General features: G+C 36.9%; 10 protein-coding genes. 8 read left to right on the top strand and 2 right to left on the bottom strand.

Annotated features, from left to right (window positions below; all coding sequences use genetic code 11):
- The first annotated feature begins 18 nt into the window (after positions 1-18).
- From QM491_RS17355 to QM491_RS17385, 7 genes are all read left to right on the top strand, one after another.
- Positions 19-1,263: an SAM-dependent methyltransferase gene (locus tag QM491_RS17355; RefSeq protein WP_283328842.1), complete on the top strand. Its 1,245-nt coding sequence runs from the start codon at positions 19-21 to the stop codon at positions 1,261-1,263.
- A 173-nt stretch (positions 1,264-1,436) separates the two neighbouring features.
- Complete coding sequence (locus tag QM491_RS17360; protein WP_283328843.1) at positions 1,437-2,465, top strand: hypothetical protein; 1,029 nt, start codon at positions 1,437-1,439, stop codon at positions 2,463-2,465.
- The gene (locus QM491_RS17365) at positions 2,431-4,806 is read left to right on the top strand and encodes a hypothetical protein (RefSeq protein WP_283328844.1); all 2,376 of its coding nucleotides are present in this window, start codon (positions 2,431-2,433) and stop codon (positions 4,804-4,806) included. The genes QM491_RS17360 and QM491_RS17365 overlap by 35 nt, the downstream gene beginning before the upstream one ends.
- Positions 4,807-4,909: 103 nt before the next feature.
- Positions 4,910-5,446, top strand: a complete 537-nt coding sequence (locus QM491_RS17370) for a hypothetical protein (protein ID WP_283328845.1) — start codon at positions 4,910-4,912, stop codon at positions 5,444-5,446.
- 193 nt (positions 5,447-5,639) lie between these two features.
- Positions 5,640-6,380: a hypothetical protein gene (locus QM491_RS17375; protein ID WP_283328846.1), complete on the top strand. Its 741-nt coding sequence runs from the start codon at positions 5,640-5,642 to the stop codon at positions 6,378-6,380.
- Between the two features lie 364 nt (positions 6,381-6,744).
- Positions 6,745-7,206, top strand: a complete 462-nt coding sequence (locus tag QM491_RS17380; RefSeq protein ID WP_095160692.1) for a MarR family winged helix-turn-helix transcriptional regulator — start codon at positions 6,745-6,747, stop codon at positions 7,204-7,206.
- A 216-nt stretch (positions 7,207-7,422) separates the two neighbouring features.
- A complete protein-coding gene (locus tag QM491_RS17385) occupies positions 7,423-9,225 on the top strand; it encodes an acyl-CoA dehydrogenase FadE (RefSeq protein ID WP_283328847.1) in 1,803 nt (600 codons plus the stop codon).
- A 194-nt stretch (positions 9,226-9,419) separates the two neighbouring features.
- Here the strand turns inward: QM491_RS17385 and rplS are convergent, their stop codons facing one another.
- Positions 9,420-9,776, bottom strand: a complete 357-nt coding sequence (gene rplS, locus QM491_RS17390) for a 50S ribosomal protein L19 (RefSeq protein ID WP_283328848.1) — start codon at positions 9,774-9,776, stop codon at positions 9,420-9,422.
- A gap of 376 nt (positions 9,777-10,152) precedes the next feature.
- Here rplS and QM491_RS17395 point away from each other — a divergent pair, with 376 nt between their 5' ends.
- Positions 10,153-11,622, top strand: a complete 1,470-nt coding sequence (locus tag QM491_RS17395; protein WP_283328849.1) for an NAD(P)H-hydrate dehydratase — start codon at positions 10,153-10,155, stop codon at positions 11,620-11,622.
- A 221-nt stretch (positions 11,623-11,843) separates the two neighbouring features.
- Here QM491_RS17395 and feoB read toward each other — a convergent pair whose 3' ends face one another.
- Positions 11,844-13,964 (bottom strand): ferrous iron transport protein B, encoded by a 2,121-nt coding sequence (gene feoB / locus QM491_RS17400; RefSeq protein ID WP_283328850.1) that lies wholly within the window; start codon positions 13,962-13,964, stop codon positions 11,844-11,846.
- Between the last annotated feature and the right edge of the window lie 60 nt (positions 13,965-14,024).

Raw genomic sequence — 14,024 nt, forward strand, 5'->3', positions numbered from 1 at the left:
ATAAATCCTTATTTTGTTATGACAACAACTTTGAAAAATACACAGCGTACCAAACCTAGTTTTTATCAAAAAGCGATTTTGGATGTTTTGCAAAAAATGACCTTGGGTAAATTACAAGTGACATTACCTAGTGGAGAAGTGTTGTTTTTTGGAAACACGCAGGTCTTTCCAACAGCTAAAATTGAGATTAAAGACGAACGATTTTTTAAGCATATCATGCTTTACGGAGATATTGGTTTTGGCGAAGCGTACGTAATGGGCTTTTGGGATACCAATAATATTACGCAGGTAATTCGTTGGTTTTTGGATAACCTCGAAAATGTCCCTGTTATTTCTGGTAATAAAACCCAAAACTGGCTTTTGAACCTACTCAAGTTGAGTAATAAAATCTATCATTTAGGGCGTGCGAATAGCTTGGATGGTTCTAGAAAGAATATATCCGAACATTATGATTTGAATAATGATTTTTTTGCGCTGTTTCTTGACCCTTCTATGACCTATTCAAGTGCTTATTTTAAAGAAAAAGGCTTGTCATTAGAAGAGGCTCAACTCGAAAAGTATGAACGTTTGTGCCGTCAGTTGCATCTCAAATCTACCGACCATGTACTCGAAATTGGAAGTGGTTGGGGCGCTAATGCTATTTATATGGCCAAAAATTATGGTTGTAGAGTTACTTCTGTAACTATCTCGGAAGAGCAACATAAGCTGGCGACTGAGCGAGTAAAAGCCGAGGGCTTGAGCGATAGAGTCGAGATTTTGTTGAAAGATTATCGCCTGATTACTGGAAAATTCGACAAGATTGTTTCCATCGAAATGCTAGAAGCAGTTGGACATGAATTTCTGCCAGTCTATTTTGCAAAATGCAACGAACTTCTCAAAAAAGATGGTATTCTGGCTTTTCAAGTAATTACTAGTCCTGATTCTCGCTATGAATCTTTAAGAAATGGCGTAGATTGGATTCAGAAATACATTTTCCCTGGCTCGCTATTGCCTTCGGTAGGAGCTATTAATCAGGCTATTAATAAGACTAGTGATTTTACATTGGTCAACCTCAAAGATATGGGCTTGGATTATGCCTATACTTTGAAGTTGTGGTATGACCAATTTCATCAAAATATTCATCAGGTCAAAGCGCTGGGCTTTGATGATACGTTTATTCGTAAGTGGAGTTATTACTTGAATTATTGCGAAGCGGCCTTTGCTAGTCGTAACATTCATGTCATGCAGTTGACTTACACAAGACCTAATAATACCACTAGATAAGTTTTCATCTCTATATCGTTAACTCTCAAAACAAGCCTGTATTTTTGGCATAATATTTTTGGTAAAAGTAATTGACGTAAAATTGGGTCAATTGCTTTTACCAAAGATGTTGAATATTGCCTTATCACAAAGTAGAAATAAACTTAAGATAGAAACACCTGTGTTTTGAGAAAATGAAATTTCCCTTCTATTGCTTTTTGTTACTCATGATATTTGTTTGGGCATGTAACTCTTCGGAGACTCCCAAGCATGTCACGCCTGCCTTTTATTACTGGAAAACTGTTTTTAAGTTATCCAAAAACGAAGAACAAATCCTTACAGATAATCATATACAAAAGTTATATGTCAAGTATTTTGATGTTGATTTAGATGAGCGTACCCAAAAGCCAACCTTCAAGGCATTGTTGATTCCTAAGCAAAAAGTACCTCAACAACTGAGTGTTATTCCTGTGGTATATCTGACCAATCAAACTTTGAAATGGCTTGAACCTCGTTATTTAGAAGACTTTGCGGGTAAAATAGTAGATAAAATAGAGGTTGTTCATCAGAGTTGGACAGGCGAACCTATAGGAAATAATGAAATTCAAATAGATTGTGATTGGACATTATCTACCAAGAAAAAATATTTTACTTTATTAACGATTCTTCGTAAGAAGTATCCTCATATCAGCGTTACGATTAGGTTGCACCAAATAAAGTTTTCTGATAAAACAGGCGTACCCCCTGTTGAAAGAGGTATGTTGATGTGCTATAATATGGCAGATTGGAAAAATGAAAAAACGGCAAATTCGATTTTTACGCCCGATGTCCTAAATCAATACATCGGAGAATTGTCAGAATATTCTTTGCCATTGGATTTGGTAATGCCTGCGTTTCATTGGACTATAGGCTATCGAAATCACCAATTTCAGTATTTTTTGAATGCTGTTAGTTCCAAGGATTTTAGCAGTATATCTTTATTTGAAAAAGATAAAAATCGTTTTATTGCGCAGCGAGATACCACTTTATGGGGTATTGGAATTCGAAAAGGAGATGTGTTCCGAACAGAGGAAGTGGCTTATAAAGACCTCTCAAAAGGTTGTCGATTGATAAAGAAGAAAATATCAAATCAAAAACTTACATTTGCCCTATATCATTTGGATTCCGAAAGTCTCAAAACTTACACACATGAACAAATTAAAGAACTATATCAATCTAAGTAAAAAGTCTGTTGCCTCACTTGTAATTTTTACTATTTTGGCCTGTGGTCCTGGTATGGTAGATTATGATGAATTTATGAGTTTTTTCATGCCCGAATCTGCTACCGTAAAAGGGGGCGATTTAAAATATGCGTATTCGTCTCAGTTTTTTTATAATGATTATGACGATTATAACGTCAGCAATGAAGATACTATTGATCACGAAAAACCACTCAATATTTCAGCTTGGAGTAAATATGTAGGAGGAAAGGTGTCGAAAAAACAAATTGAACAATCACTTTACAGCACTTCTTCAGCATTACAAGATTGGTTGGCAAGTCATCAAAAAGCTGAGGCTGCCGATTACATTACATTTGTACGTAGCATCGACCAAGCGTATAAACGAGAAACTGTTGACTATTTTACAGAAACTAAAGTAGATACAGTTGCCTTGGTCGAATTATTTACAAATGCAAAAGCCGCATTGCCCCAGCTGAAAGATGAGTTTGTGAAAGAACGTTATGCCTTCCAAACAATCAAGTTGGCAATGATGAACGACCAACCTCAAGAAGCCTTACAAGTATATGATGCAACAATAAAACCTTTGAAAAAAAAGACCTATATCTCCGACTGGGCATTATCTCGCAAGGCTGGCGCACTTATTGCTTTGGGCGATTCTGTACAGGCGTATTACGATTTTGCACAAGTATTTGACCGTTGTCCAAGTCGTCGCCATGCGGCAGACTTAAGTATTCGCTCAAGAGGAATAGGATTTCAGGAAGGAGCTATTGCTTTGTGTAAAAATAGCCATGAAAAAGCGGCAGTGTATGCCTTTGCTGCTATCAAACCTAATGAAGAAGGGTTGAAGTTTTTAGAGAAAATGGTTGATTTAGACCCAACACATCCTTTGATAGAGCTGGTGATGTCAAGAGAAATAAACAAGAATGAAGCGCTTTACTACAAGCAAGTAAGTTATTGGTCTGGCGAATCCGATGCCAATAAAGAGAAAGAAAATCATGATAAGGCTATTCCATACTGGCAAAAGCTAAAAGATTTTGCTACTGCTTGTTCTGCTAATCCACAAGTTCCTAAAACAGGTTTTTGGTTGGGTGCTTTATCTTATTTAGAATATATAGAAAAGAATTTTGACAAATCGGCTGAATATTTGGCTGAAGCGAAATTGGTGGTTAAGCCTAATACTGGTTTGAGTAAGCAATTGGAAATTCAAGAATTGTTATTGCTAAGTAATAAGTCTCCCAAAATTACACCAGAGTTAGAAGACGAAATTACACCTGTATTGGCATCATTTGTCAAACCAAAGGATTTTCGTATGAGTAATGCTTTAGCGGAGGCTTCAAAGCAATTGGTGGCACGCTATTATGGTCGTTTGCCACACGAGAAGGAAGAAAAACAAGGCTGGTTGGCTAGTTGTATGAATAAGAAAAGCGAACCCGAAAAGGTTACGATTCCTTATCCCAAAGCCAAGGCATATTTGTTGGCTGTATTGACAAGCTACCAAACAAATTCTGGTTATGAATATGGTGGATATATGTCGCAAACTGATATGTATGCCATAGAAGATACCACCGAATCCAAAACCATCGAACAAGTAATTGCCTATTTTCAAGAGTCAAAAAAATCAGCTTATGATTCTTTGCTTCAATCGATGACAGGCTTTAGTCAAGATCATTTGTATGTATTGTTGGGTCGCCGTGCCTTGTCGGAGCATGATTATGCTAAAGCAACTAAGGCATTCGAAAAAGTAGCGCCAGAGGTATGGCGCCAAGAACCTTGGAAGAGCTATTTTAACGAAGACCCTTTCTTTATGACTACGACTAATAAAGAAAAGCGTGGTATTTATACTCCTGTAACTTTTGCACAAAAAATGCAAGAGTTAGCGAGTCGTTTGGCAGATAATCCAAATGATTTTGAAGCTGCTTATTTATTGGGTTGTGGAGCATACAGTATGTCGTATCAAGGTAACTCGTGGGTGTTATTACGTCGCCAGTGGAGCTCGGGCGAAGTTAATGGATATGTGCAGAAAGATTATGAGACCGATTATTATTTGGCAACCAAAGCAAAAAGTTATTTTGAAACAGCCTTAAAAAGCCCTGATACTGAACTAGCGGCTAAAGCTGCCTTTGGGGCTGCCAAATGTGAAAACGCAGCCTTCTTTGTTCATGCCAATAGCCAGTCTGGTGAAGAAGATTACACCGTATTTGAGGCCAGAATCGCTAAAGATAAGGTACGTGATTACGAGCACTATTTTACACTTTTAAAAGAAAAATATAAGAATACTAAGTTCCAGAAATCCTTAATTCGTGAGTGCTCAGATTATAGCACTTTTGTGAAAGTCAAGAAGTAATAGTTCTTTAAACGTCGGCTAGTCAAAGAGATAGAATACCTATTCAGTTTGATAAGCAGGCACTTTTTTGTATTTTTACCGTTAAGAATTAACACAAGAAACAATGAAAAAAATATTTCTCTTCGTAGTACTGGTATTTTCTTTAACTAGTTGTCAAAAGGCTGTTTACTTAACAGGAAGTTTGATGCACACCTTACAAGAAAACGAGCTGGATTTAACAAGAATACAATTCTACAACGACAATCCGTTAGTTTTGGAAAGAGAAGTACCATCTTCAAATGCTAATATCAAATCTGGTAAGGTGTTTTTTAAAAACGGACGATATATTAATCGTATATCCTTGGATAAAAATACACCAGGGATGGTTCAGCGTGAAGAAAATGGTTCTTTGTTAATTACATTCGAACAAACATCTGATGGTGAAAACTGGCTACGTTTTGGTGCTGTTCCAGGAGAGAAAGGAGAGTACTTTTATCAGTTAATTGATCAGAAAGGTAGCCCTAGTTTTTCAAGAATTGATTACGAAGGAAATATGTATTTGGTCATATATCCAACTAGAGTAAGATTACTACTTTCAAAAAGTGTTCTAACAAATCTGAAGATAAAAGAAAGACACATGAAAGGAGTACGTGTAAAATAATTTGTGATTTAATAGATAAAAAAAGAGGCTCAAAATAAGCCTCTTTTTTTTATCCATTGAAATAGAGCACTTAACGATAGAATGATTCAGTAGTGTAAAAAGCAACTTTTTTTGATTATCAGAGAGTTAATGGCGTGAAATTTGATTCGTTATAGGTATCCGCCGTAAACCAACTAATCATTTATAAACTTGCATGAAATATACATTTTGGCTCAATTTATGCGTTTTAACAAGCGCTGTGATTAATCTATCTTTTGTTGCTCCATTACCATATCATTCCAAAAATAAAGTAAAGCAACTATTTTATAATAAGGAAGTTGTATTGCTCTTAAATGCTAATGAAGGTAATAATGCACCCAAGTCATCATTACGAGGTAGAGCCGTAGGCCTTTCAAACGAACTTATTAATCTTAAGACCATTTTGGAAAATGACCAAGTAAAGTTTACTTGGATTGCTCAAACAAATGATGTAAAGAGATATATCCTTCAATCAAGCTCTGATTTAGAATCTTATGTAGATATCGCCGAGATTAAAGCAGGAAAAAGTAATGAATTACTTAGCTATACAGATGAAATTCGCTCTCAAGATGCTGCTAAGTTTTACCGTATTCTAGCTGTAAAGTCTGATAAAAATATTCAGGTATATGCTCCATTAGCGATATATCGACCAGATTTTAAAGGAGTAACAATCCATAGCGACGAACAATCAGACATGATTCGTGTTAAACAAGATGATGTTGATACAGCCGAAATCCTAGTAAGTACAGCATCGGGAATGGGTGTACCATGCCAAGTAATGGTAAAAAGTAATTCAGAAGCAATTTTGTGGCCTAGTTACGAATTGTCTAATGGAGAATATAGTGTACGTTTGCGTACTACAAAAGGGGAAAGAAAATTCAGACTTCTTGTAGCCAAACCCGATAAAATGTTTTAATATCATCTACCACTAAATAAAGTTTGCAATAAGGATAGTCGAAATGATTATCCTTTTTTTGTATAAATAAATACAATGTTATGCTTGCATAATAATATATTCTTGCCCAAATTTACATTCACATTAGTATGCTAAGCATACTAATGTGAATGTAGTTATAGCTATTAGCTAAATTCTTGCCTCGTCCTATAATAAGTGTTGATGCAGCATAGTGATTTATGAATTTAAAATCAGTTAGATAGGTGTTTTATCTTTTAATTAGGTCGATACCCAGATATACATATTTTAGGCTCATAATTTTTGACTCTGTACTCATACTAAGCTTAGATGATTTATGTCCCAATAATGAAAATCTTGAAGAAATATGAAAGCTGACAAAACCGTAGACTATCACATCAAGGCAGGATGGCATGCAATTAGCAGAATGTATAATTCTTATGCAGCACAGTTCGATATGACAATGGCCATTGGGTATGTTTTGTTGAATATCGACAAAAATGGTACGCCTGCTACCAAAATAGCTCCCGCACTAGGACTAGAGCCTCGTAGTTTGACTCGTATGCTCAAATCCCTCGAAGATAAAAAGTGGATTCGTCGTGAAACTGACGAAGATGACCGTCGTGTAGTAAAAGTATATTTGACTGAAGAAGGTAAGCGCAAACGTGATAAGGCTCGTAATGGCGTTATTATGTTCAATAACCTGATTTATGAAAAAATCGGAGAAGAAAAATTGCAGACTTTTTTTGAGGTAATGGAACAAATCAGCGAGGTTGTTGACTCAGAAGCTGCCAATTATAAGGCCGAAAATATCGAAGAGTTTCTATAATAAATAAGTACTAAATGTCGATAGTAACAAAAGATAGTATATCATTGTTTTCTATTTTGATTCTATAAAAAATACTATTTTTACTTTTTTTGAAAATATTTTAAATGTTATGCTTGCATAACATTTTTTTTATTTATTATATTTACAAAAAATTAGTATGCTTGCATACGATAGTCTAGCTTTTAGAAAATTTTCGAATCGTAAAATATTCAAAATATGGTACTTACAGATAGCAAATCATCCATCAAAGGAGGAGAGTTCTTGATTAAAGACATTGATGCTTCTCAAATTTTCATTCCTGAAGAGTTCAATGAAGAGCAACAAATGATTGCTCAAACCTGCGTAGATTTTTTGCGTACAGAGGTACATCCAAAACTTGATGCTATTGATTATGCTAAAGATACAAGTTTGATGGTGGAGCTGTTGGACAAAGCAGGCGAATTGGGCTTGTTGGGTACGGCAATTCCTGAGGAATATGGTGGTTTTGGAATGAATTTCAATACATCGATGCTTGTAACTGAGGCTTGTGGTGGTGGTCATTCGTTTTCGGTGGCACTTTCGGCACATACAGGAATTGGAACATTGCCAATATTATACTATGGTACAGAAGAGCAAAAGGCTAAGTATTTACCAAAATTAGCAACAGGTGAATGGAAGGCAGCTTACTGTTTGACAGAGCCAGATTCTGGTTCGGATGCTAATTCTGGAAAAACTAAAGCAGTATTATCTGAGGATGGTAAACATTATATCATCAATGGACAAAAGATGTGGATAACCAATGGTGGTTTTGCAGATTTGTTTATTGTTTTTGCTAAAATTGATAATGATAAATCCTTGACGGCATTTATTGTAGAAAAATCATTTGGTGGCATTACCATGAACGAAGAAGAGCGCAAAATGGGTATCAAAGGTTCTTCAACTCGCCAAGTCTTTTTTAATGATTGCAAAGTACCAGTCGAAAACCAACTTTATACACGTGAAGGAGGCTTTAAGATTGCTGTAAATATCTTGAATATTGGTCGTATCAAATTGGCTGCGGCTGTAGTAGGAGCGAGCAAAGGAGTTATTTCGACAGCTGTAAACTATGCTAATGAGCGTAAACAATTTGGAACAAGTATCTCTAGTTTTGGGGCTATTAAGCATAAAATTGGTGATATGATTGCTAAGGTTTTTGCTTCAGAATCAGCTTGTTATCGTGCAGGACAAAACATAGACGATGCGATTGATACTTTACTTGCATCGGGTATGGAGAGTGGACAGGCAAAACTCAAAGGAGTAGAGCAGTTTGCTATCGAATGTGCTATGTTAAAAGTTCATGGTTCGGAGGTATTGGACTATGTTGTAGATGAAGGGGTACAGATTTACGGAGGTATGGGATTTTCGGCTGAAGCACCAATGGATCGTGCTTATCGTGACTCAAGAATCAACAGAATCTTTGAAGGTACCAATGAAATCAATCGCTTGTTGTCGGTAGGTACCATCGTAAAACGTGCCATGAAAGGTGAATTGAATTTGATGCCGGCAGCTATGGCAGTTGGTAAAGAAATTTTATCAATACCTGATTTTGGAGTAGTAGAGGAGGATGGCTTGTTTATTCCAGAGAAAAAAGCCATCAAAAATATGAAGAAAGCCATTTTGATGATTGCTGGTGCGTCGCTTCAAAAGTTTATGATGAAGTTTGAGGAAGAACAAGAAATCATTATGAACTTGGCCGATATGTTGATTGAAACTTATGTGGCTGAATCGGCGCTGTTGCGTGTTGAAAAACTGATTATACTTCGTGGAGAAGAAGCTTGTGCTTTAGAAAAAGATGCTGCATTGGTGTACTTACACTCGGCTATCGACAAGTTGAACTCTGCTGGAAAAGTAGCTATCACGTCATTTGCTGAGGGCGACGAATTACGAGTAATGTTGATGGGATTGAAGCGCTTCACGAAAATCGAGCCAATTAATTTGAAAGACGCAAGAAGAAGATTGGCTGACGCTGCTATCCAAAAAAACGGATACATTTTCATATAAAGGCTTGAAGCCTGTAGCAGACAATAATTAATTCGCTTACAGTTATTGCATTGAAATTTATAAAAGGGGATTTTTAGGTAAATAGAAAGGAGGTGATATTTTCACCTCTTTTTTTGTAAGTGCTGCTCTTTTGAGCATAAAAAAAGTCACTCCGTAAAGAGTGACTTTTTTTATATATTGCTTTAGTCAAGAGACTATTTCTTCTTAGCTTCTTTAACTTTTGCAGCTCTACCGTGTTTTCCACGAAGATAGAACAATCTTGCACGACGTACTCTACCTTTACGCAATACTTCGATTTTGTCGATGTTTGGTGACAATAAAGGGAAAATTCTTTCAACACCTACACCGTTAGAAATTTTACGAACTGTGAAAGTCTCGCCAGCACCGCTGTTACGACGTTGAATCACAGTGCCTTGGAATACCTGAATACGCTCTTTGTTACCTTCACGGATTCTAACGTGTACGTTCAAAGTATCACCTGCTGAAAACTCGGGCAATTCTGCACGGCGTGCAGCGTTTTCAGCCTCTACCAATTTGATTAAATCGTTCATCTTGAATGATTTTTGTTGTTTAAGTCCTAAATTTTTTGACTTGATTAATAACTAGCGGTGATATTAAAGGTCTGAAAAACAATACATTATTGTAGTTTGACTGCCCAATCACATAATTACTAAATCTTTGGGGGTGCAAAGTTCCGAAAAAAAATATGTAAAACCAATAAATTGCTTAAGGATTTTAGAAAAAACTTGGAGGCTTTATGATGCATTTGGCTGTAAGCTCTAAGCATTAGATACAAAAGCTTCAATTTTTCATCAGAAATACTGTTTAACTTTTAGCCTACAGCATAAAGCCTAGAGCTAAAAGCGAATAAAACTATTTTACTTTTGCCACTAACTTACTTTTGCACACATATTTAGCTTTTATACAATGAAAAAAATATTTGATGCCCAGCAGATTCGTAACTGGGATGCTTATACTATTGCACAGGAACCTATTACTTCCATTGATTTGATGGAGCGAGCCTCTGAAGCATTTACGGATAGGTTATTGTCACTTTTTTCAGACAGCGACTTTACGATTTTTTGTGGAAAAGGTAATAATGGAGGAGACGGATTGGCTATTGCTAGAATACTTGCCTTAATGAATAAAAAGGTTGAGGTTTATGTCATAGAATATAGTGCTCAAGCTAGTGCTGACTTTTTGATTAATTACGACCGACTAGCTAAAATAACCACTGTGCATACCATTAGTAGCTTGAAGGATTTTCCCAATCTCAAGCAAAGCTGTGTTGTGGTAGACGCGATTCTTGGGTCTGGTGTGAATAGACCAGTAGAAGGTATTTTGAAAGATGTTATTCAGAAAATAAATCAAAGTAAGCTTCCTATTATTTCAGTAGATATCGCCTCGGGACTATATGTTTCTCAGCCAATTGCTGAGGACAATACCATTATTTGTCCTGATTATACCCTGACTTTTGAAGCTCCAAAACTAGCTTTTTTGATGCCTCAAAATCTACAATATGTGGGTGAGTGGGAATGTGTCCCTATTGGTCTTTCGAGTAAATATGCTCAAAATACAATAACTTCCTATTTTTGGACAGATAGGGTGTCGCTTAAAAAAAGGGCAAAATTTTCACATAAAGGTACATTTGGGCACGCTTTGCTGGCTGTCGGAAGTTATGGCTCGATAGGAGCGGCGGTACTTTCAGCAAAAGCTTGCTTACGTTCGGGAGTGGGTTTACTAACCACCTATATACCCTCTTGTGGATACCAAATTATGCAGGTGGCTGTTCCAGAGGCCATGTGCCAAACAGATCCAGCAGAAAAAGAATTAAGTATTTGTCCCAACCTTGAGAAATACACCGTCATTGGTGTAGGGTGCGGAATTGGGAAAAGTCATAAGACTCAGGTTTTTCTAAGAGAAATATTATTAAGAGCTGAATGTCCTGTGGTATTGGATGCTGATGCGCTAAATATTGTGGCTGAAAATCCAGATATACTTGCTAATATCCCTTCAAAATCGATTTTAACACCACATCCCAAAGAATTACAACGTTTGATTGGAGCTTGGAAAAATGATTTTGACAAACTAGAAAAAGTAAAAGTGTTCTCTCAAAAATATGATTGTATTGTGTTGATAAAAGGTATGCACACCGCTATAGTTTTACCCAATCAAGAAGTTTATTTTAACTCGACAGGTAATGCAGGAATGGCTACGGGAGGTAGTGGCGATGTGTTGACAGGTATTATCACAGCATTAATAGCCCAAGGGTATTCGTCGGAAGAGGCTGCGATTATTGGTGTATTTAAGCATGGTGAAGCAGGAGATATGGCAGCACAGGAAAGAGGACAAATGGCAATGCTACCAAGTGATATTATTGAAAAATTGAGATGGTAAACACGTAAGTCATTTCAAATTTAGTGATTTAAGAAATTGTGAATGAGTGATTTTTTAATAGGAATTTTACTAGTAGAGACGCAATGATTGCGTCTAAAGCCGAGTCATGTCTAGCATGGTAGTCTCAAAAAAAGGCGGTTGGGAAATATTTCCCAACCGCCTTTTTTTGATGAAAACTTGGAGAATAATTCCAATCCTAAAATTCGGGATTACTCATATTCTTATTTCAACAATTGATACACAATAAATGCCGATAAGTATGCTAGCGTAGTCATATAAACCAACTGAATAGCAGGATAGCGCCATGATTTTGTTTCACGATATGTTGTAGCCAAGGTACTCATACATTGCATAGCAAAGGCATAGAATATCATCAGCGAAAAGCCTAATGCCGCGTCGTACATCGGTTTGCCAGTTTCAGGGTTTATTTCTGCACGCATACGATTCATGACAGTGGTGTTTTCGTCGTCTACTTCGCCTCCTAAACTATAAATTGTGGACATAGTTCCTACAAACACTTCACGTGCTGCAAAAGAAGTTAACAAGGCAATGCCGATTTTCCAGTCATATCCTAAAGGCTTAATAGCTGGTTCGAGAACCTTACCAAAATGACCTGCATACGATGATTCTAGTTTTTGAGCAGCAATTTTATTTTCTAAATCCGCTCCTGTTAAAGTTGGATTTTCAGTTTTCACTTTTTGTTCTGCTTCTTGCATTGCATTGCCTGGACCATAGCTAGCCATTACCCAAAGCACAATCGAAATAGCAACGATAATTTTACCCGCTTCAAATACGAAAGCTTTGGTAGAATTAAGCAAAGAAATCATAATATGTTTGAAACGAGGACCTTTGTAAGAAGGAAGCTCCATGATAAAATAGCTTCTTTCTTTGGCTTTTAATAGGACTTTTAAAATCCAAGCCGAAAGAATTGCCATCCCAAAGCCTAGTAAATACAAACCAAATAATGCTACACCTTGTAAGCTGAAAATGCCAAAAAGGGTGCTCTTTTCTGGAACAACTAAGGCGATTAATACCGTATAAATGGGTAAACGCGCCGAACACGACATCAATGGCGTTACCATAATAGTAATCAAGCGGTCTTTCCATGAACCAATGCTACGGGTACTCATAATGGCAGGTACCGCACATGCTACACCTGAAATAAGTGGCACAACGGATTTACCATTCAACCCAAATCTACGCATGAGTTTGTCCATGATAAACATTACTCTGGACATATAACCTGTCTCTTCCAACAAGGAAATAAACAAGAAGAGGAATACGATTTGAGGTACAAATACGACCACACCTCCAATACCAGCAATCAATCCGTCTGTCAATAAATTAACTAATTGACTTTCTGGAAGGGTGTCTTTGAGGTATTGATTGAGCCATGCTACACCGTTATCAATCAAATCTTGTGGATATGCCGCCCAAGTAAATACTGCTTGGAACATGACAAATAAAATGCCCAAGAAAACAAAATAACCCCAAAACTGATGAAGAAAAACTTTATCCAAACGATCAGTCCAAGTTTTTACAGGCTCGTCTTCAACAGGAATTTGATGTAAACAACCATCTACGATTTCATTAAGTACTGCGTAGCGAGAAACGGTTTCTTGAGCTTGAAATTTTTGTGAATTCCAGCCATATTTTTCTTGAAGTTTATCAAAACCTACTCTTTGCTCAGTATTGAATTGCTTCAGATTATCGTGTTCCGAAAGCCATAACAAGGCGTGGTAATCGTCGGTATCACCATATTGCTCCTTGATTTCATCAATCAATTCGGGCGAATATTCTACAGGTAACGAGTCGTTAGAATTGAATCGTTGCTCAAGCGTCTTGTTTACTGCAAGGCGTAAGCCATTGAGTCCGATACCTTTTTTGGCATTGACTTCTGCAACTTCTACGTTGAGCTCTTTGGCGAGCTTAAAAGAATTGATTACGATACCTGAGTTTTCGGCAACGTCAATCATGTTGAGTGCCAAAACGGTAGGAATGCCAAGGTCACGAACTTGGCTAAATAGTAGCAAATTGCGTTTAAGGTTAGACGCATCGGCTACTACTATGGCCATATCTGGATAGTCAGGATGTTGTGGGTTGGCAAGGATGTTGATAACAACCTGCTCGTCGACTGATTTTGGATATATACTATAAATCCCCGGTAAATCTAGAATTTCGGCTTCAGTGCCTGTCTCCAAATTCCATTTCCCAATCAACTTGTCCATAGTTACGCCTGGAAAGTTCCCCGTTTTTTGACGGAGACCTGTAAGGCTATTGAACAAAGAAGATTTTCCAGCGTTGGGATTACCGATTAATGCTATTTTGGGTGATTTCTTCAAGGCTATTAGCAATTTTTGGCTTCAAACTAATAACGTAAAAACGCATAGTTTGTTCCTATC

Origin of the sequence: Flectobacillus longus, from assembly GCF_030056705.1 — a bacterium.
GTDB classification, from domain to species: Bacteria; Bacteroidota; Bacteroidia; order Cytophagales; family Spirosomataceae; genus Flectobacillus; species Flectobacillus longus.

Coding starts and splice junctions, on each gene's coding strand:
- QM491_RS17355 (WP_283328842.1), top strand. CDS start 19: ATGACAACAACTTTGAAAAATACACAGCGTACCAAACCTAGTTTTTAT.
- QM491_RS17360 (WP_283328843.1), top strand. CDS start 1,437: ATGAAATTTCCCTTCTATTGCTTTTTGTTACTCATGATATTTGTTTGG.
- QM491_RS17365 (WP_283328844.1), top strand. CDS start 2,431: ATGAACAAATTAAAGAACTATATCAATCTAAGTAAAAAGTCTGTTGCC.
- QM491_RS17370 (WP_283328845.1), top strand. CDS start 4,910: ATGAAAAAAATATTTCTCTTCGTAGTACTGGTATTTTCTTTAACTAGT.
- QM491_RS17375 (WP_283328846.1), top strand. CDS start 5,640: ATGAAATATACATTTTGGCTCAATTTATGCGTTTTAACAAGCGCTGTG.
- QM491_RS17380 (WP_095160692.1), top strand. CDS start 6,745: ATGAAAGCTGACAAAACCGTAGACTATCACATCAAGGCAGGATGGCAT.
- QM491_RS17385 (WP_283328847.1), top strand. CDS start 7,423: ATGGTACTTACAGATAGCAAATCATCCATCAAAGGAGGAGAGTTCTTG.
- rplS (WP_283328848.1), bottom strand. CDS start 9,776: ATGAACGATTTAATCAAATTGGTAGAGGCTGAAAACGCTGCACGCCGT.
- QM491_RS17395 (WP_283328849.1), top strand. CDS start 10,153: ATGAAAAAAATATTTGATGCCCAGCAGATTCGTAACTGGGATGCTTAT.